The 20,142-nt window shown below is 60.3% G+C and carries 15 protein-coding genes; 9 read left to right on the top strand and 6 right to left on the bottom strand.

Going from position 1 to position 20,142, the window contains the following annotated elements; genetic code table 11:
• The 4 genes from HMPREF2749_RS07375 to HMPREF2749_RS07355 form a co-directional block, all read left to right on the top strand.
• On the top strand, window positions 1-363 hold a 363-nt coding region (locus HMPREF2749_RS07375), incomplete at its 5' end, for a transposase (RefSeq protein WP_210395338.1).
• Between the two features lie 86 nt (window positions 364-449).
• Window positions 450-1,055: a protoglobin domain-containing protein gene (locus HMPREF2749_RS07370; protein ID WP_371325935.1), complete on the top strand. Its 606-nt coding sequence runs from the start codon at window positions 450-452 to the stop codon at window positions 1,053-1,055.
• A 324-nt stretch (window positions 1,056-1,379) separates the two neighbouring features.
• Entirely contained in the window at window positions 1,380-2,012 is a 633-nt protein-coding gene (locus HMPREF2749_RS07365) for a site-specific integrase (RefSeq protein WP_314684801.1), read from the top strand.
• A 1,471-nt stretch (window positions 2,013-3,483) separates the two neighbouring features.
• On the top strand, window positions 3,484-5,913 hold the full coding sequence (locus HMPREF2749_RS07355; RefSeq protein ID WP_070593938.1) for an S-layer homology domain-containing protein: 2,430 nt from the start codon (window positions 3,484-3,486) through the stop codon (window positions 5,911-5,913).
• Window positions 5,914-6,028: 115 nt separating this feature from the next.
• On the opposite strand, the gene HMPREF2749_RS07350 is transcribed toward HMPREF2749_RS07355, so the two are convergent.
• From HMPREF2749_RS07350 to HMPREF2749_RS09305, 4 genes are all read right to left on the bottom strand, one after another.
• Window positions 6,029-6,799, bottom strand: a complete 771-nt coding sequence (locus tag HMPREF2749_RS07350; protein WP_070593936.1) for a PspA/IM30 family protein — start codon at window positions 6,797-6,799, stop codon at window positions 6,029-6,031.
• A 265-nt stretch (window positions 6,800-7,064) separates the two neighbouring features.
• Entirely contained in the window at window positions 7,065-9,131 is a 2,067-nt protein-coding gene (locus HMPREF2749_RS07345; protein WP_070593934.1) for a TPM domain-containing protein, read from the bottom strand.
• A 253-nt stretch (window positions 9,132-9,384) separates the two neighbouring features.
• Window positions 9,385-11,826: a non-ribosomal peptide synthetase subunit gene (locus tag HMPREF2749_RS07340; protein WP_070593932.1), complete on the bottom strand. Its 2,442-nt coding sequence runs from the start codon at window positions 11,824-11,826 to the stop codon at window positions 9,385-9,387.
• Window positions 11,827-12,129: 303 nt separating this feature from the next.
• Window positions 12,130-12,297 carry a hypothetical protein gene (locus HMPREF2749_RS09305; protein WP_168162430.1) on the bottom strand — a complete coding sequence of 56 codons (168 nt, stop codon included), beginning with the start codon at window positions 12,295-12,297 and terminating at the stop codon, window positions 12,130-12,132.
• Between the two features lie 374 nt (window positions 12,298-12,671).
• Between HMPREF2749_RS09305 and HMPREF2749_RS07335 the strand changes: the two genes are divergently transcribed.
• Window positions 12,672-14,000 (top strand): S1C family serine protease, encoded by a 1,329-nt coding sequence (locus tag HMPREF2749_RS07335; protein WP_049349457.1) that lies wholly within the window; start codon window positions 12,672-12,674, stop codon window positions 13,998-14,000.
• Between the two features lie 191 nt (window positions 14,001-14,191).
• On the opposite strand, the gene HMPREF2749_RS07330 is transcribed toward HMPREF2749_RS07335, so the two are convergent.
• The gene (locus tag HMPREF2749_RS07330; protein WP_049349459.1) at window positions 14,192-14,839 is read right to left on the bottom strand and encodes a uracil-DNA glycosylase family protein; all 648 of its coding nucleotides are present in this window, start codon (window positions 14,837-14,839) and stop codon (window positions 14,192-14,194) included.
• Window position 14,840: 1 nt separating this feature from the next.
• Entirely contained in the window at window positions 14,841-15,308 is a 468-nt protein-coding gene (locus HMPREF2749_RS07325) for a tRNA (cytidine(34)-2'-O)-methyltransferase (RefSeq protein ID WP_070593930.1), read from the bottom strand.
• Window positions 15,309-15,487: 179 nt separating this feature from the next.
• Between HMPREF2749_RS07325 and HMPREF2749_RS07320 the strand changes: the two genes are divergently transcribed.
• From HMPREF2749_RS07320 to HMPREF2749_RS07305, 4 genes are all read left to right on the top strand, one after another.
• The gene (locus tag HMPREF2749_RS07320) at window positions 15,488-16,735 is read left to right on the top strand and encodes a cysteine desulfurase family protein (protein WP_049349464.1); all 1,248 of its coding nucleotides are present in this window, start codon (window positions 15,488-15,490) and stop codon (window positions 16,733-16,735) included.
• Window positions 16,736-16,928: 193 nt separating this feature from the next.
• Window positions 16,929-18,152: a tRNA 2-thiouridine(34) synthase MnmA gene (mnmA, locus tag HMPREF2749_RS07315; RefSeq protein ID WP_070507583.1), complete on the top strand. Its 1,224-nt coding sequence runs from the start codon at window positions 16,929-16,931 to the stop codon at window positions 18,150-18,152.
• 101 nt (window positions 18,153-18,253) lie between these two features.
• Entirely contained in the window at window positions 18,254-18,643 is a 390-nt protein-coding gene (locus HMPREF2749_RS07310; protein WP_049342203.1) for a chorismate mutase, read from the top strand.
• Window positions 18,644-18,793: 150 nt separating this feature from the next.
• Complete coding sequence (locus tag HMPREF2749_RS07305; RefSeq protein WP_070593928.1) at window positions 18,794-20,101, top strand: uroporphyrinogen decarboxylase/cobalamine-independent methonine synthase family protein; 1,308 nt, start codon at window positions 18,794-18,796, stop codon at window positions 20,099-20,101.
• Window positions 20,102-20,142 lie beyond the last annotated feature (41 nt).

Here is a 20,142-nt window from a genome sequence, read left to right as displayed (position 1 = left end):
AACGCTCAATACGACCGGCTCTTGGACTACGTGAACGACAAGCTCCCCGCCGTGTGTGACCACCTCGATCAAGCCAGGGCAGACGTCCTCGCCTTCGCGTCCTTCCCCACCGGGGTATGGACCCAGATCTGGTCCAACAACCCCAATGAGCGCCTCAACCGCGAAATCCGCCGACGCACCGACTCCGTGGGGATCTTCCCCAACCGCCAGGCCATCATCCGCCTGGTCGGAGCCGTCCTCGCCGAACAAAACGACGAATGGGCCGAAGGCCGACGCTACCTCAGCCTCGACATCCTCACCAAATCACGACTCACACCCCAACCCACCGGGCAGGAGGAACCCCCACTCCAACTCAGCGCATAACCCACCCCGAAGGACACAAAACGATTACACCACTCCACAGGACTTGACCTGAGCAAGAGCACGTTCTACAATTGACGCATAAGTTCATGGAGGTTCGCATGACCGCTTACGACCACTCGTCGGGGTACACCTACGGCACCGATGCCGTCCCCACGTCTCCGCTCACACTCGAGGATCTACGCCAGATTGAGGCCGCCGCGCACGTCCAGCCCGGTGACGCAGAGCTGCTCGCGCGAGCAGAACCCATCCTGGCGCCGCATGCCATGGAAATGGTCGACACGTGGCGCGGGATTTTGGCTCAAAAGACCTACCTGGCAGCACATTCCGCGCATCCGGATGGACAGCCGAACCCCGAGTACGCGCAGGCGTCAAAGCCCCGATTCGCCCAGTGGATCATCGACATGTGCACGCGCGAGCGGGATCAGGCGTGGTTGGACTACCAGTACCTGATCGGAGCTCGACACATGACCGCGGCGAAGAACGCGGCGGATGGGGCGGACTCGACGCCATTCGTGCCTCTGCGCTACGTGCTCGCCTTCATCGCGCCGACTGTGGAGGTCGGGCACCGTCTCCTGGCGGAGGGCTTCGAGGGCGCAGAACTGGACGCTGTCCGTGACGCGTGGACTCGCGCTGTGACTGTCGCCGTGACAGTGTGGGCGTATGCCTACCGCGATCACCCCGAGCAATTCTGATCCGGCGCTCGCCACCTACGACTCCCCCATCGGCCGCCTCACGCTTGATAGCGGTGTATTCGTCTTTCGCACTCTCTGACTGCTCTCCCTGGAAGCCTCAGTGGCTTCCAGGGAGAGCTTTCTTTCTGGGTTATAGGACACTACGTGTTGCTGGTTGGGTGACTTTTCGGCTTTCTGGTGCGGGAAAGTCACTCTTTCAGTTGGTCGTGTTTGCCTCGTTCCTGTGAATACTGCATCGTGCTCTGTGTGTGGCTGCCCCATGATCCGTCACGGTAAGAAGTCAACAGGAGGTCCTTTGAAGATCGCGGTGGTAGAAGTCCGCTCATCATCAAGGACCTCGACCTCTACCCACAACCCCCGACCAATACCTGGTCACCCACACTAGTACCACCCAAACGAGGCAGGTACACGCTAGAGGACCGCGTTGCCGTCCACCGCTGCTGCATCGACCTAACCCTGCTCCAAATGGCCACAGGGCTGCGCGTAAGCGAAGCAAGAACTCTCATGTGGGACGACATCATCACCGACGACCAAAACCGCCCAGCGTGCATTATTCGGGCTGAAAACGCCAAGACAGGCACCACCCGCGTCGCGGCTCTCGTCGAGCCTGCGGTCTATGAGCACCTTACCCGTAGACGAGATGAAGTCGGTGGAGCCTACGTTGTGGGCGCACCGCTCAACCCAGACACCGAGTGGGACAGATACAACGCTCAGAAGGCTCTCAAGGCGTTCTACAAGGATCTGGCTCGCGACTGCGGAGTGCCTCTGCTGGAGACCCACCGCACCCACGTCTGGAGAACCACCCTCAACACCATGTACCGCACGGACGTAGACGCGCTACTGCGTGCTCGAACGCTCGGCCACTCGGTCGATGTGAACGCACAGGCATACTCAGACCTGTCAGACCTCACAACGCTGTACGAGGCAGCCCGAGCACGGCGTAGGGAGGAAAGGTAGTCCCTACCTTATTCCCTATCTTTCGTGAGGATATGCCGGTAACTTCAAGTATCTTTAGGGAAGGATAAGGGGACGGTTACCGCACAATATCAACGATTACTTGGCTGTATCTCACTGTTTCATTAAAAAGAGATGCAGAACCCGGAGGTCGCAGGTTCAAATCCTGTCCCCGCAACGGATAACTCCCGATAGCTTTTAGCTATCGGGAGTTTTTTTATTCCCCAAAACCCGTACCCCCCCCCGCTGACCTATCTCCTTCTGCCGTCCTCCTGTCACTCTCCGACTCACCCTCCGACCGCCGGCCTGCCTTCTTTCGCCACCTTCCTGCACCTTTCCTATTGGCGACCTGTCTTCATTTGCCGCCTACCTTTCTTCTTCTTGTGCTACCTTTCTGCCGCCTGCTGGGCGGCTTTCTTTATATCCCCTGCCTTCTGTAATCTGCGGAGGGGGTCTTCTGAGCCTTGTTGGGGCGGTGCTTCGGGGAGACTGATAGGGGCTTGCCCGCTGCCCCTTCGGGGTGTTTGGGGTGGATCTTCCTGCCTCTTGAAACCTCCTCACGGAACCTCCTTATGGAATTTCATAGAACCGTCGTGAAAGTTACCCTGGACTGGTTTCGGAACGTCTCCCGATGTGTCTTTCGAGGTATTCCTCAGCGTGTCTATCGGGGCTTCAAGCGGATGTGCTCATGGGGGTGGCGGAGCCACTTCCGAGTGGTTATTGGGGGATGGTTATGCCTTCTTGAGACGCTGCTTTTGGGGGTTCTGAAATGGGGCTTGAAAGGGGTTCTGAAGGAGACTCTGGGGCGGGTCTCAAGGACCCAACGAGGGGTTCGAAGGGTGCCTGAGCGGGGGAGTGGCGAGGGGGCTGTTTTTGCCTCAAAGTGCATTCTCAAAGTGGAATATGCGAAAGGTGCCTATATTCCGGGCTTGGAAATCACCCGTTTTGCCCCGGAATTCCGCGGTTTTTGGCAAAAATTGGGCTTCGAGTGCAACAATTCACTCTGAAAGTGATTGTAATCACATACGAAACATTCAAGTTAATTGTAGAGTTTTTTGAAACTCTTTCAAAAAACGCTCAAAAACCCCGGAAAATCAAGGAAAAATAGCCCATTCAACCTCTACTTGAGGGTGATTCAAGTTAAACTAGAAGCTTAGAAAAAGCTCTTGTTAAGATTGAATCTTGTTTGATACCCAAAAATAGCCCCAAAAAACCGCTGGAAAAGGCTTTTTGACCTGGTAGCTTTGAGTACGTGGTCACCGCGGTCCGCCGCGTAGCTCTCCGAAATGAATACTGCAGCCCTCCATCACATGAGGACGTCCCCGCAACACACACGGGACGGTTACTGGACTTGCTCCATGCGGCATCACATTCGCAGGCCGACCGCCTATAGGCTTCTCACCTATAGACCACCTATCACTCAACCACTCTCGGGCGTCCGCGCCCCACGAAACACCAACAACGAGGACAACCCATGGCACTTCGCCCCCGCACTGTTAAGGCTGGCTCTCTCGCAGTCATCGCTGTACCCTCCGTGCTCGGTAGCACCCTGGTAGCACCCGCTTCCGCATTCGCACCCGTCGTTCAGGACATCCCCGGCGCAGCTACCCAGGCCCCGAAGTCCCTGTTCACCTCCACCGTGCAGCCCACCCTCTCGCAGGTTGCTGTGCAGATCCGCCAGCAGGCAGAACAGGCAAAGCAGACTCAGCAGGCTCCCGCAACGACCGCGGTTCAGCCCATCCAGAAGACCTACACCGCTCAGGCAACTCAGCAGGCAACCCCCTCGGCTACCTTCCAGTCCGCACAGGCGGCTCAGGCATCCGCTCAGCCCACCCTGGCACAGGTTGCCCAGACCCCCGCCGCTCAGCCCGCGCAGACTGCACAGGCTACCCAGGCGGCATCCGGTGTGGCGGCAACCCGCACCAACCAGACTTTCCTGTCCTACACCTCCCCGGCTGGTACCACCTCGCAGTACCACGTCTACGCTGAGGGTGTGGACTTCTCCAAGCCCGTTGGCGTGGTCTTCTACTTCGACGGCGACTACTGGCGTAACGACCAGTCCAAGGTCTACGACCCCTCCGGTGAGCTGGCTCAGATGGCTGCATCCGCAGCGGCACAGAACATGCTGTTCGTGCCCGTCATCTCCCCGGATACCAACCGTTACGATGCTGGCGTGACCTGGTGGGAAAACATGGACCGTAACGGCGAGTTCTTCCGCTCCTTCGCTTCCTCCTTCATCGCGGCTAACGGCGTGGACTCCTCCAACGTGTGGACCATGGGCTACTCCGGTGGCGCTGAGTTCATCACCTACGAGCTGAACACCAAGCCCCAGACCTGGCGTAACGGCGGCGGATCCATCATGGTCGCTGGTGGTGGCCTGGACGAGGGTACCCCCTCGGCTGCGCTGAAGTCCCAGCCCATGTTCTGGTACGCAAACTCGAACGACGGCTCCGGCGAGACCTACCCGCAGACCTGGAGCGCACGAGGCGCCGTTGAGGGCGGCTACAACGCCTACCGCAACGCCGGCTACACCAACGCTTCCGCGACCGTTCTGAACGGCTCGGGCCACTTCGACTACAACTTCTCGCAGATTCTGAGCAACTCGCTGACCAAGGGCAAGGCAACCGCCGCTCCCAAGGTCGAGCAGAAGGCTGAGCAGAAGACCGAACAGAAGTCTGAGCAGAAGCAGAACACTCAGCGTGCCCGCACCATGAGCTCCGCAACCTACCAGAGCTACACCTCCCCGGCGGGCACCACCTCCCAGTACCACGTGTACGCGAACAACCTGGACTACTCCAAGCCCGTTGGCGTGGTCTTCTACTTCGACGGTGACTACTGGCAGCGTGACGAGTCCAAGGTCTACACCCCCGACGAGGGCATGCTCGCGGCGATGGGCAAGATTGCTAACGCCCGCAACATGGTCTTCGTACCGATTATCTCCCCGGACACCAACGCATCCGGCAACGGCATCACCTGGTGGGAAGACATGGACGCTAATGGCGAGTTCTTCCGCTCCTTCGCGAAGTCCTTCGTTAGCCAGAACAACCTGGACGCTTCCCAGGTGTGGACCATGGGCTACTCCGGCGGCGCTGAGTTCATCACCTACGAGCTGACCGACCACAACACCTCCTGGCGTAACGGCGGTGGCTCCATCATGGTCGCTGGCGGCGACTCGGACGGCTCCGTGGACGCTGATGCAACCACTAAGGGCTTGCCTATGTACTGGTGGGTTGGCGCGAACGACACCTCCGGTAACACCTACCCCGTCACCTGGAGCGCACGTGGCGCAGTCGAGTCCGGCTACAACGCATACCTGGGCGCTGGCTTCTCCGACGCCCGCGTGAAGCTGATTGACGGCTTCAGCCACCACGACTACGACCTGCCGCACATCCTGGCGTCCTCCCTGGACTTTGCGGGTAAGACCCCCGCGCTGGGCTACAGCGACCTGTCCGACTCGAACCCGAACTACAACGAGATCAGCTGGAACTCTGATCACCGCATCATGCTCGGCTTCGCGGACGGCACCTTCCGCCCGAACGCATCGGTCAACCGTGCACAGCTGGCAACCTACCTGTACCGCGTGGCTGGTCGCCCCGCAGTGAACGCACCGGCTGTTTCGCCGTTCAGCGATGTTCCGGTCAACCACCCCGCGTACAAGGAGATCTTCTGGCTGAGCCAGCAGGGCATCAACGGTAGCGACTTCCGCCCCCTGGAGGCCGTCACTGAGTCCACCATGGCTGAGTTCATGTACCGTGCAGCTGGCTCCCCGGCACAGGCTCAGGGCGGCTACGCGTCCCAGGCTCTGGCGTGGGCTGCCTCCAACGGTATCGGTACCGGTTCCACCTCTTCGGATGCGGTTACCCGCTCCGCGATGGCAGGCTACCTGTACATTTACGCGAACTAAAGCTCGCACCCCATAACGCATAAAGATCCGCCCCGTTCCTGAACTCATCAGGAACGGGGCGGATTCTTTATGGGTTTAGCTCAAGAAGCTATGCGCTAGACCAGGCATGAGAATCTCAGGCTTTGAGAGTCTGGGTGGGGAGTTCCACAGCCAGGGGAGTCGGAGCTGCCGGAGCGTTCTTTGCCTTCAGAGCGGCCAGGCGAGCGTCCAGCTCGGTCTCGCGCTCCATCTGGTCCAGGGTGTTGAACTGTGCATCCAGGGAGGAAGCTGCCAGCTCCTGCTGACCGATGACGCGTGCCTCTTCGCGGCGAACCTTCTCTTCGAAGCGGCTCATCTCGCTGGTCGGGTCCAGAACGTCGAACGCCTTCAGAGCGTCGTTCACCTGGGTCTGAGCTGCTGCAGTCTTCTGACGTGCGGTCAGCTCATCGCGCTTGTACTTGACCTCTTCAAGCTTGGAGCGCATCTTCTCCAGGCCGTCCTTGAGCTGGTTGACAACCTGAGTCTGAGAAGCCAGCTGAGGCTCAACAGCCTGCGCAGCCTTCTCAGCCAGCAGCTGCTTGTTCAGAGCAATCTTCGCGAGGTTATCGAACTTGTCAGCGTTGGCAACGTCGCCAGCTGCGCGGAACTCATCAGCCTTGTTAGAAGCTGCCAGAGCCTTGGTGCCCCACTCCTGAGCGGTCTTGACGTCCTCAGCGTGGTCCTTCTCGAGCAGACGCAGGTTGCCGATGGTCTGTGCTACTGCAGCCTCCGCCTCGCGGATGTTGTTGGTGTAGTCACGAACCATCTGGTCCAGCATCTTCTCCGGGTCCTCAGCTGCATCAATCAGAGCGTTGATGTTTGCCTTAGTGAGCTGTGCAATACGGCCGAAGATGGTCTGCTTAGCCATAATCTCCTACTTTCTGTTCACGGGCTGCGGGGGAGCACTACGCTCCTCGTGAGCCGTGCCCGTATAACTAATTATGTGGCAGATTTCTGGGTGCATGCTGTGAAAATGATGCACGCCTGATTTCTGCAACCTAAACTTTTGGTAAATTACCTCAGGTGTTTTCCGACTGGGGAAGAAAGCGGTGAGGTAAGCTAGCCACCCCGCCGGTCAGACTGTAGAAAAACCTACAGAAACCGACCGACAGAATCGTTAGCATCGGAGGCGGTTAGAAGCTACCGCCGTCACCGCCGCCGCTACCCCAATCGCCGCCGCCGCTGAAGCCTCCGCCCCAGCTGCCGCCGCTACTACCGCCACCGCTGTGGCCGCCGCTGCTACCCCAGCTACTGGTGCCGGAGTTCATTGCGGTCATCAGAGCGCCCAGCAGCAGGCCCTTTGCCAGGTCACCGCCGAAGCTACCGCCGCCTCGGTCGTTCTGGTTGTTGTAGTAGTTGCCGACCTCGCTCTGCGCGCGGTTCTGTGCGTCAGTAGCCTTCTGGATCGCCATGTTGGCTTCCTTCATGGCGTTCAGCGGATCCGAAGAAGCCAGGCGCTGAGCCTGACCCAGGTGACGCTCCGCCTCAGAAACAGCGGTCAGGGTCATCGGGCCCACCGCAGCGCGGCGGTTATTGATGTAGCTACGCGCACCGTTCACCGCAGCGTATGCGGAACGCATCGTACGATCCAGGTTCTGCGAAGCCGCACGAGAACGCTCGCGGGTAGCACGCATATTCGTCATTGCCTTATCCAGCTCAGCGGAGAGCTGACGCAGCTGGTTCGCCAGAGTCAGCGGGTCATTCGGGCGAGCCGAAGCGCTCTGGTTGACCTGGTTGAGTACCGCCTCCATACCGGCGGCGACCGCGCCCAAATCATCGCGACGCTGAGAAGCAGCGAGGCTCTTCGCCTCCGCCACGTCACGCTGAATGCTCAGCAGATCGGTGCTCAGACCCAGCTGAGCCTGCTCCAGCTCCTGCGAACGGGCATGCACAGCCGCACCCAGCGCCTGAATCTGCGAGGCGGCTTCCTCAGCGGTGCGCAGGTGAGCGACCGCCTCCGAACGTGCCGTAGCAACGGTCGCCTGAGCCTTCTCAACCTCAGCGGCGCACAGCACCACGTTCGACTCCAACAGGGTAGGAGTCTTGGAAATGGGCTCCAGAGCGCTGGGCAGGTAACGTTCCTTCAACGCGCGGTACTGGGCGGCAATCTCTTCCACCGAGGCGCGCAGCTGCGGCAGACGCTGAGCCAGCGCCTCAATAGCTTGGGGTGCCTCCTGTTCCAGGTTGCGCAGCTGAGCCAGCTTAGCGTCCTGCTCCTGAGCAATGCGGGTGACTTCCTGAGAGTTATCAATAATCTCAGTCAACCAGGCACGCTGCTCAGCCTCGGTATCCGGGATGCTATCGGTCAGAAGCTGCTGACGCTGGAAGGACTTACGCATCAGGTCCTCAGCGCGTGCAATCTCCTGAGCGAACTCAGCCACCTGCTGGTCGCTGTACTGTGCACGCGCAAAATCCAGTTCCTGCTTCGCGTGGCTCATCGTCGTATCAGCCTGAAGCAGGGCGCTGCCGGCGCGAGTGCGCAGCTCCTCCAGCGGAACCTCCGGGATGGGGGAGTAGTTACGAGGTGCACCGTAGGAACGCTGAGGCTGCTGCTGAGCGTTCTTCTTCTTGCGGCGACGGTACATCGCGTAACCACCAGCACCAACAGCTGCCGCCGCACCCACACCGAGCACACCGGTCACCACACCAGAAGAGCTACCGCCCTTCTGAGCCTCAATACCCTCAACCGCAGCAAGAGCTGCACCCGCATAGTCGCTGTTCTGCAGCTTCGGCTTAATGTAGTTCTGGTACACCTTCGTCTGCTGATCGCTCGAAAGAGTCTTGGTGCTACCCGCCAAGAAATACGCCTGGCGGGACTCGGTCGCAATTACCAGCACCACATCGGCAGAACCCCAATTGTTCTTCGTGGCAAGCGCCTTCGTCCAGCTCGAAGAAGTAGACGGGTTCTCGAACTTATCAATGGTCACCACGTGCAAATCCACGTTGTACTTCTTCGACAGATTCGAAATCTTAGATTTCAGGGTAGCGGTATCACCCAAAGAGTTCGTGGAATCGTACACGGTGGTGCCCGTAATCTGCATCGGGTCAGCAGCCTGTGCCGACGTGCTCAAAAATGCAGAACCAGCCGGCAGAACCGCCGGGGCACAAGAAAGACCTGCCGCCAGCACTGTGGCACCCAGAATAGTGCGCAGGCGAGGGCGTGCGGGACGAATCTGACGCGCAAAGGCGTGCTCGGTCATGGTCTTTCCTCCGTTGTCGTGAAGTATGAACGGACCTGTACTTCACGGCGTGCTTGAACATCGCACGCCTTAGTGCTGGTCACATTATTAGTGTAGCGGTGGCTCAGCCACGCAAACACACAGATACGAGAATGTTGCGCCGCTGTTTGCCACCCGTTTACCGACTTCCCAGGCTTTATACAGGAAAGCCGGAATATAGGAGAGCCGGGGTCTAGCCTCACGCCAGACCCCGGCCCACCGGCTATTCAGTTAGTTAGCGCCGACGGGCAATCTTCAGATTGCTCATCAGGTGCTCCACTACCTCCGCGGCATCAACATCGTGGATACTCTGCGCCACGCCGTTCACCACCTGAACCCGCGAAGACGAGGCGAACATCCAACCCAAGAACTGCACAGTATTCAGCAGCCTAGAACTGCGTTCTGCCTGCTTTCGCATCTGTGACCACAAAAAGGGCGTAGTCGGCACACCACGGCCCTTATACACCTGGGAATTAGAATGGGCATCCAGAAGCTCAGCGAGCGCCTCAATATTTTCGGTCAGCTCCTTCAAATCCTCATCAGCGGCAGAGGGGCCGACGAAATACCGTTCAACCAGGCTCAAAGGCATGTAGCCGCTACAGCTGCTCACCCACACCAGCTTCAAACGCAGATTCTGCAGACGAAGCACCTGCTGCAGAAGCCGCGAATGGGTGCGCAACACCGACAGCGGCATGGAAGATAATCTCTTCTCCTCCGAAAGCAGACCCTCGAAGGAGCCTTCCCCGGAAAACGCCTTATACGGATCCGAGACGCCCACCAGAAGCACCGGTCCCTCGTAGTGCACGAACGCCAGAACCTCGGGAACACTCGAGAGAGAACGGATGCGCTCGCCAATGGTCGGTAGGTCCTCCCCATCCGGGGCGTACTGTTCGCGGCTGAACATCGACGTCTGGATAGGCTGCTCGGCAAGGTTGGGCGAGTCATGAGCAAGCGCCCGCAAATCGGTCACAATCTCGGTCAGAACGCCGTCCCGCTCAACCTGCAGAAGCTCCTCCAGGAACTCAATGACGGCGTTCGTCTGCAGGCCCAAGACCGCGGCGCAGAACTCCGCATCCTGAAGCTCAAGACGCACCTTCTCCAGGCGCTCTTCCAGCGTGGACTGCACGCCCTTGAGCTCAAACTCGCTCAGCTGTTCCGGACGGAGCATACGGTGCACACCGTCCTCGCCAGTGCGGTAGAAAAGCTCGCTAAACTCCAGCGTGGACTGCACGCCCTTCAACGCCCGCTCTCGCAACTCGGGCAGAACGTCAAAGGCGACTTCGGTCATCTCATTCCAGACCTTGGCCTCATCGATCTTCGAATCCTTACGGGCAGTCTTCTTCCAGGTCTCGGCAAGCTGCATAGCGCGGTCATATTCGCTCAGCTCCACAAAAGCCGCCAGCTTCTGGGCGCTCTCACGCAGATAACGCACCGCGTAGAGACGGTCGCTCAAAGAATCTGGGAGAGTATCCTCCAGCAGGCGCCAACGGAAGGTACGCTCAAAGCACTCCTCGGTCAGGCTAATGACGGCGGCGCTCAAAGAGAGCGCGTGATCACGGGCAAAAGCGAAAGAGCCCGGGGCCTCCGCCAGACGGGGCAGGGACGTATAAAACTCCAGCGCCCCGCTCAGCTTCAGCCGAGATACCCGGATGGTTTCTTCCAGCTCGGCGGCAAGTACCGTGCGGTCAGCCTGGGCAGTCTCCTTGAAACTGTGAAGCGGGGACACCTGTGCACGCTCGAGCGTCTGCAGGTTCATGACCGCACGCATGAGGTAGTTCTCCAGGATGCTGACCTGTTCCCAGCGCTGACGCTGGTTCAGCGGAACATGATTCTCCTGCGTGCCCACCAGCAGATGCTGCGGCACACCGCTAATCGACGGCAGCGCAAAGACTTCATCCTCAGATTTACTGACAGAAAGCACCATGGGGTAGCGGCTACGCTGCGCGTTCTCTAGAGGGGGAATGAGCTTGAAGTTGGTGCTCAAAGAGAAATGGTCGGAGGGCGCCGGGTTACTCTGTGCCGGGTTACTCTTGGGAGCCTGCTGGGCGGCCTCCTGCTGCGGGCGCTCTTCAGGCTGCGCCGGGGTGTTCTGGGTCATGCTCTGCTGCACCTGGCTTTCTGCTGAATGGCTTTCTGCTGAATGGTTTTGCGTCGAATGGGTCTGTATCGAAGAACCGGAGATACCACCGGCCTGCATCGGCTCCAACGGCGAAGGTGCAGCCACCGGCTGAGGAGGCTGAGGTGAGGCAGTGTGAGGCGAGGCAGTGTGAGGCGAAGGCGCCTGAGCCTGCTGACTCTGCTGAGTACTATGACCCGGCTGAGCACTATTACCCGGCTGCGCCTGTTGAGCACCATTACCCGGCTGTGCCGGCTTCGGCTGGTAGTGCATCGGGTAGCTCACCGCGCCCTGTACTTGCTGATTGGGTGCCTGGTGAGGGGGAACCTGCTGATTCATCGCCTGGTTCTGCTGTTGCTGCTGCTGTTGCAATACCTGCCGTCTAATCTCACGCGCACGACGGCGCGACGGGCTCAACGACGCAAACAACGCCACCACCGCGCAGATCAGTACAAACAAAAGTAGCGCGTACAGGCGGGTTGCGCCGTCCAGCGAAGATGCCACCGCCGGTAGGGTCGGCAGCGTGCCAAGAAGAGCGAAAACAGCAGAAATAATCCTCATGACTTCACCATAACCCAGCTAAATCCCGGGTGCTCGCAACGCCGTTGCCTTACCGCATACTAAAAGGGAAGTAGCCGGGGTACCGGGTGCTCTCCGCCAGTGCTTCCCGCATCCGCCTCACAATTAAAGGACGATGCGGCGTGCGCCCTCATGTAGGGGCTCACGCCGCATCGATCATCACTCAACTCATTATCACACCCGGGCCGGTCCTCACACCGACCCTTCGGGACATACTGGGGATTCTCGCCCCTCCCGGTGCAGGGCTCTCATCTCCCGCCCCGGAAAACTATCAAACTCTATACGCTACCTACCGGCGGTCAGCGCCTGGGTAGCCATCTGCTGAGCCAACTCGGAGGCCTTTTCCGCACGATGACGGCGGTACACCATTCCCGAGCAACACGCCACAATACCCGCACCAATACCGATGGAGCTTGCCAAGACCGCACAGAAAATCAGGGTTCCGATCATCATGGGTTTCTCCTTTGCCTTTGTCCTTTGCCTTTGTTCTCGGCTCTATGTGCCTTCAACATTACGGACTGACCCTGTGTTCAAGCTGTGTACCAAGAAGCATCATGCTGTGTAAACCGTGGAGAAAAACTGGGCGCTTTAAAAGAGAAACATGAGAGCGAGTAGCGAACAAAGCCCCAAAACAAACTAGCCGTCGGGCAAATCTCCGGGTATCTCAGACCCGCGAATCAGCTGCCGATGAAAGGGTGTGAGGAAAATTCCCAGGGAACTCCCCGATAACCAACAGCAAAAAAATATAGAACGCCATAAAACACCCTCTACAGTAGAAAGATAGCGTGCGCCCAGGGTGAGGCACACGCGCGACTCTAGGAGAACTTATGACTCAGAACAACGGATGGTCTTACGGCGGCAATGACGGCGTCACGGATGCAACCCGTCCCCTGCAGAACGTGAACGGACAGGCAAGCTACCAGCCCGCAAACCAGCAGCAGGGTCAGAACGCATACCCGCAGGCATACGCCTCTCCCGGATACACCTACCCCCAGGCGGCGGCTGCTCAGGTCGCTTCGGCACAGTCTGCACCTCAGAACACCGATAACAACAAGCGTTACGGTGCCGGTGTTGTGCTCACCGCAGCTCTGCTCGCAGCCCTCGTTGGCGGCGGCGTTGGCGCGGGCGTCGGAGGCGGCATCGCAGCATCGAACAACAGCTCCTCCAGCGCTTCCTCGCGCGGCTCCGTCAGCTCCAATATCAGCAACTCCTCCACCGTGGCAGGCGTAGCAGAAACCGCGAAGAAGGTCCTGCCCTCTACCGTGACCATCGTTGCTTCGAACGGCTCCTCCTCCGGCGGCGGTAGTGGCGTTATCCTCGACAAGGAAGGCCACATCCTCACCAACCACCACGTGGTTACCCTCGAATCTTCCAGAGAAGCATCCACCATTGAGGTGCGCCTGAGCGACGGCACCGTACGCACCGCAACCGTGGTGGGCCTGGACTCTGCCGCTGACCTGGCGGTCCTGAAGATTAACCCCTCCGGCCTGGACCTGCAGCCCATCACCTGGGGTGACTCCTCCAAGCTGGTCTCCGGCGAGGTAGTGGTTGCCCTCGGCGCGCCGTATCGTCGTAGCGAATCGGTAACCTCCGGCGTGGTCTCGAACGCAAACCGCGTGCAGCCTGCCGATGCGAAGGGCCAGAACTACATCCCCATGGTTCAGGTTGACGCTCCCATCAACCACGGTAACTCCGGTGGCCCGCTGGTGAACCTCAAGGGCGAACTGGTCGGCATTAACGCGCAGGGCCAGGCAAGCCAGGATGGCGGCACCGCCGACGGTATGGCGTTCTCCATTACCTCCAACTACGCCAAGCGCATCTCCTCCGAGATCATCGCCAAGGGTAAGGCAACCCACGGCTACCTGGGCGCGAGCGTGAAGAACAGCCCCGCGGACACCGGCTCGGGCTCGTCCAAGCTCATCCCCGGTGGCGTTGAAATTGCCTCGGTAGAATCTAACAGCCCCGCCGCGAAAGCAGGCCTGCGATCCGGCGACGTCGTGATTGAAGCCGACGGTCACGCCGTGACCAAGAGCGACGAGCTTAACGGTACCGTGCGTGCCGCGGCAGCAGGCTCTGATCTGAAGCTGAAGATTAAGCGCGGCTCCTCCACCCATGACATCACCGTGACCCTGGGCGACGCCGACAGCCAGAAGTAAAACGCACTCTGCCTCTGAACAGGTAGAAACGCGGTTGGGAAACACCCGCTCAGCCGGCTCTACCGTTCAGTAACTCTAACTTCAAAAGAGTGCCACATGGTGTAACGAAAGAAAGCTCCCACCCCATACGCGGGGTGGGAGCTTCTTTCGTTAGTACAGCAAACTGTATTGGTGTTGCAGATAGGGGCAGGTTAGAGGCCCTCGAGAACCTCGCCCACGCGCTTCTGCAAAGCCGGGATAACCTCCTGCTCGAACCACGGGTTCTTCGCCTGCCACCTAAAATTCAGCGGCGAAGGATGCACCAGCGGCAGAAACTTAGGAAGATAAGACTCCCACGCACGAACCGTCTCCGTCAGGTTCTTCTGCGCCTTAGGGGCGTGCATACCATCCAGGTAGTGCTTCTGAGAGTATGCCCCCACCAGCAGAATTAGCTGAACGTTCGGCATGAGCTCCAGAAGCTGCGGATGCCACTTCGGCGCGAAATCCTTACGCGGCGGGTTATCGCCGTGCGCGCCCTTACCCGGGTAATAGAAATCCATCGGCAACAGCGAAATCAGGTCGGGGTCGTAGAACTGCTCAGCCGTCACGCCCATCCACTCGCGCAGCTTCACGCCGCTCGGGTCATTCCACGGGATACGGCTCTCCTGCGCGGCACGCCCAGGTGCCTGACCAATCACCACAATACGAGCATGAGGTGACGCCGAATAAACCGGCTCCCAACCCTGCTCCGTGAACTCCCTATTCTGCGAATCCAAACGAATCTGCCCAGCCAGGGGAGGGCGCGTCTCCAGAATCTGCTGAATCAGAGGCCCCGGCAGATTATGGTGTGCTGTAGCCATGCTAGATGGCGCCTCCATCAAAACCGTTCTGACGCCACGCCTCAAAAATTGCAATGGACGCAGAATTAGCCAGGTTCAGCGAACGGCGACCCGGCTTCATCGGAATCTTCACACGCTCGCTCACATGCGGATCCTGCTGAACCTCAGCGGGCAGACCCACCGACTCCGGACCGAACATGAACACATCACCGGGACGGTACTCAATATCCGCATACGAGGTCGAAGCAGTCGTCGTGAACGCAAAAACACGCTCCGGAGCCAGAGCCTCCCACGCATCCTCAAGGGTCTCATGCACCGTCACCACCGCCAGGTCGTGATAGTCCAGACCCGCGCGGCGCAGATGCGCATCATCAAAGTTAAAGCCCAGCGGTTTCACCAGGTGCAACTCAGCGCCAGTAATCGCCGCCAAACGGATAGCATTGCCGGTATTGCCCGGAATCTCAGGGGTATAGAAAAGAATCTTGAACACGTTCCTAAGTGTACCGCGCAGCCCCCGACCAGCCCGGAACAGCCCCCGACCAGCATTGAGCGTCCCGGGGGAGTAGCGCTCGCCGACCCAGCCGCAGATGAACACACCTAGAAGAGTGCGGATAGAGCGCGATAAAATAAGTGAGGCGAAAAACTGCCGACAACCCAGCAGGAGGAACCATGAGCGCAGAAACCAACCGTCAGAACGGCCGCGTCTACCTCGACCATGCCGCCACCACCGACGTACTGCCCGCCGCCATCGACGCTATGGTCGAACAGATGCGCAACGGTGGCAACCCCTCCTCCCTGCACGCCGTAGGCCGCGACGCCCGCGCCACCGTCGAATACGCCCGCGAACGCATCGCCCGCGCCGTCGGAGCCGACCCCGCCGAAGTTATTTTCACCTCCGGCGGCACCGAGGCGGACAACCTCGCGGTCAAGGGCATCTACTGGAAGCGCCGCGAAGAAGACCCGCAGCGCACCCGAATTCTCGTCTCCTCCATCGAGCACCACGCCGTGGAAGAAACCTGCGAATGGCTCGAAAAGGCAGAGGGCGCGCAGCTCGAATGGATCCCCGTAGACGAGCACGGTAGCGTCAACCCGCAAACCGTCCGCGAACTCATCGAAAAGAACCCCGAAGACGTCGCGCTCGTGACCGTCATGTGGGCGAACAATGAGGTCGGTACCGTACAGCCCATCCCCGAGATCGCCGCTATCGCCGCCGAATACGGTATTCCCGTGCACTCGGACGCGGTGCAGGCATTCGGCGCAATCCCCATTGACTTCCACGCCAGCGGGGTAGCGACCCTCGCAATCTCCGGCCACAAAATCGGTGGTCCCATGGGCATCGGCGCGCTGGTTGCAACCCGTGCCGTGCAGATGACCCCCGTCCTCCACGGAGGCGGCCAGGAACGCTCCGTACGCTCCGGCACCATCGACGCACCCGCCATCGCAGGTTTTGCAGAGGCCGCCGTGCACTCGGTACAGCACCTCGACAAAGAATCCGCCCGCATCGCCGCGCTACGCAACGAACTCGTTGCGGCAATTAGCGCGCTCATCCCTCAGGCGCACCTGAGCGGCGAAAACCCGCTCACCGAAGAATACCCCGGCCAGAAGCGACTGCCCGGCAACGCCCACTTCACCTTCGAAAACGCAGAAGGTGACACCCTGCTCTTCCTGCTGGATATGCAGGGCATCAGCAGCTCCACCGGCTCCGCCTGCAACGCCGGGGTGACCCGCCCCTCCCACGTGCTCATGGCAATGGGAATGGACGAAGACACCGCCCGCAGCGCCCAGCGCTTCACCCTCGGTCACTCCACCACCGGAGCCGATATTGCGCGCCTCATCGCGGCACTACCCGCTGCCTACGAACAGGCAGCAAAGGCGGGGCTGTCCTCGCAGCTGCCGGACGCCTCCCGCTGGCACTAAAAGACAGAAAAAAGGTACCGAACCGCCCTCAGCTTGCAATATCAGCGTTCGCTGAGGGCGGGCTGAGGGTGCACTGCCCAATATCCCGCCGAGCCCCTGCGTACAATGGGTAGCTACAGTAACGAAAAGTCCGCCCGCACACAGGGCACGCTCCGAACGTTCCTAGAAGCTCAACACAACAGAAGGATAGGCAGTGAAAATTCTTGCAGCTATGAGTGGCGGCGTTGACTCCGCAGTCGCCGCAGCCCGCGCCGTAGAAGCAGGACACGAAGTAGTCGGCGTTCACCTAGCCCTATCCCGCATGCCCGGCACCCTGCGCACCGGCTCCCGCGGCTGCTGCACCCTCGAAGACTCCATGGACGCCCGCCGCGTCTGCTCCCAGCTGGGCATCCCCTTCTTCGTCTGGGACTTCTCCGAACGCTTCAAGGAAGACGTCGTCGACGACTTCATCTCCGAATACGAAGCCGGACGAACCCCCAACCCCTGCATGCGCTGCAACGAAAAGATCAAGTTCGCCGCGCTCCTCGAACGCGCCCTCGCACTCGGCTTCGACGCCGTGGTGACCGGCCACTACGCCCGCGTCATCACCACCGAAGACGGCAACCGCGAACTGCACCGCGCCGCCGACTGGGCCAAGGACCAGTCCTACGTGCTCGGTGTGCTCACCCACGAACAGCTCAAGCACGCCTGGTTCCCCCTGGCGGACACCCCCTCCAAGGCGCAGGTACGTGCGGAGGCGGCAGAGCGCGGCTTCTCCGTAGCAAAGAAGCCGGACTCCTACGACATCTGCTTCATCCCCGAAGGCGATACCCGCGCCTGGCTGGGCGACCACATCAGGATGCGCCCCGGCCTCATCAAAGACACCCACGGCGAGGTGCTCGGCGAGCACCCCGGCGCGCAGGCATACACCGTAGGCCAGCGCAAGGGCCTGGCACTGGGCCGCCCCGCCGCCGACGGCAAGCCCCGCTTCGTGCTGGAGGTGCGCCCCAAGGAAAACGAAGTTATCGTCGGCTCCCGCGAGCTGCTTGCCGTGCACGAAATCCGCGGTATCCGCGCCACCTGGGCGGGCGTACCCGTAGAACAGGCGGCACGCTTCCTGGAAGAGCCCGCACAGCTGGGCGCTCGTAGCGAAGAGTTCGAGGTGACCGCACAGGTGCGCGCGCACGCTGACCCGGTCCGCGCCAAGGCGTACATGACCTGGGCACCCGACCCCGAAGCTGAAGAAGAAGGCACGCTGCGCCTGGAAACCGTAGTGCGCCTCCTGGACCCGCTCTCCGGCGTGGCACCGGGACAGACCATGGTGCTCTACCAGGGCACTCGCGTACTGGGCCAGTCCACCATCGCCCGCGCCTACTCGCTGGACCGCGAAGACATTCAAGAAACCCTGTCTGCTGGCGCCTCCACCAGCGCCGACTAGCCGCACAGAATAGCCGCGTACCCCGCTATTCGCAGCTGTTGCCGCAACAGCCTGCTCGAGCGCAACGCACAGAAGACCACAACCGGACTGAGGAGAGACCGATGACTGCCGAACACACTTCCTGCGAATTTGACCCCCACGCCACCTCCATGGGCGATGAAGTCGCGCCGGAGGTTTACGAGGAGCTCTTCGCCATGCGCCGCTCCATCGATAACTTCGATGCAGCGTTGGTGCACATCCTCGCGGAGCGTTTTCAGGCAACTAAGCGCGTGGGCGTCCTGAAGGCTAAGCACAACCTGCCCGCTGGCGACCCCGGCCGTGAAGAGGCGCAGATTGCTCGCCTGCGTGCCATGGCGAAGGAATCCAGCCTGGACCCGGAATTCGCGGAGAAGTTCCTGAACTTCATCATCTCTGAGGTGATTCGCCACCACGTGCGCATCGCGAACGAGCACGCTGACCAGGACGAAGAGACTGAAAAGTCTGAAAGCTAAGACTTTCTAAGATTTCACCCTCTTCGAGATCTCAGCCTCTCCGAAAAGCCCCGCTCTTATCCCTGCTGAGCATCCATCGTGCTGAGCGTCCAGCGGCAGAGCATCGACCCGCCCGCACTTTTCCCTAACCTGTCTTAACCTCACTCGTTTATGCCCCCTCAATCTTCCTCCCGCCAGAATGCCCGCACCGAGCCGGTGCCGGAGCGCCTGCTACTGCCCGGTGAGTACCGCGCCCCCGAAGGCGACGAACTGACCGAGCAGGACCTTGCTGCGCTCGCTACTGAGCGTCCGCTGGTGCGCGCTAGCGGTCGGGGTGATTTTCCCGGCGATGATCTGGCTGAGGCGATGTCCCGTGTAGAAGGTGAGCTGGGTTCCCCGCACTTGCCGTTCCTGCCGCATCTGCCGGCGTTGGGCTGGCGGGCTACCCCGCTGGCACGCACCCTGGCGGTGTGCGAGGGACTTGCCTTTGACGGTGTCTCGTTTGGCTGGCGCATGGTGCATAGCGGCGGCAGGGGAGCGCGCGAGTCTGCCTTGGCGAAGGACCGTCTGCTCTCCGATATCAACCTTCTAGCTGACCGTGTGGGCGCGCAGAAGAAGAGGTTCACTTCCAATGTTGAGGGTTCCGCTGCGGTGTATAAGATTCAGCTGGTCGGTCCGCTGACTCTTGCCGCCAGTATCTACCTGCCCGGTGGCGAGCGTGCCATTAGCGATGCAGGGGCGAGCCGTGACCTGCTGGAGTCGTTCCTGGAAGGCCTGGAACGCTGGATGGGTTCTCTGCGCGAGGCTCTGCAAGCTCCGCGGGCGCTGATTGCCGTGCAGCTGGATGAATCCGAATTTCAGCGTCTGCTGGAGGGGGCCATCCCTACGGTGAGTGGCTTCCGCTCCCTGCCGGCATTGCAACCTCACTACTATCAGCAGGTGTACCGCCGTATCTCGGAGCGTTTCGCCGAGCTGAATCTGCAGCTCATCCTGGACGTGGATGGCACCGCGCTCAAGCCTGTGCAGGAGCTGAAGCTGCTGAGCCAGTCCCGCCCCGCCCTTGACGCGTTGGCTCTTGTGAAGGCGATGCGTGTTGAGGACGGCGCTCCCTGCGCTTTGCTGTTGCATCCTGATCGCGCCCGCCTCAAAGGGCCCGGCACGCTGCAGGTTCCGCCGCTGAGCGACCCTCGTTCCTGGGAGCCCGTCGCGCAGCTTCTGGATGCGCAGACCCAGCTGTGGCTGCCGGTGGTGACTTCTGCACGGGTTCCTGATCAGGTGCGCCGCCTGTACAGCCTGTGGCGTGAGGTTGGTCTTGAGCCGACGCAGTTGAGTGCGGTGGGTTTGATGCCTGATGAGCGTATTCAGAGCGGTTCCGTGCCTGCTGGGATGACTTCAGCCGCGGTAAGTATGCTGGATGCCACGGCTTCGCTGGCGCGGGTGACAGAGTGTGCCCGTGCATTGGCTGAGTGCGCGGTATGATTAGAGAATCAGCTTTTTTATGTAAGTATTTACGACAATTC

It is taken from the genome of Rothia sp. HMSC075F09 (assembly GCF_001810515.1).
Lineage (GTDB): Bacteria > Actinomycetota > Actinomycetes > Actinomycetales > Micrococcaceae > Rothia.
Note: the sequence above shows the minus strand (reverse complement) of the source record. Positions and strands in the feature narration are given on the sequence as shown.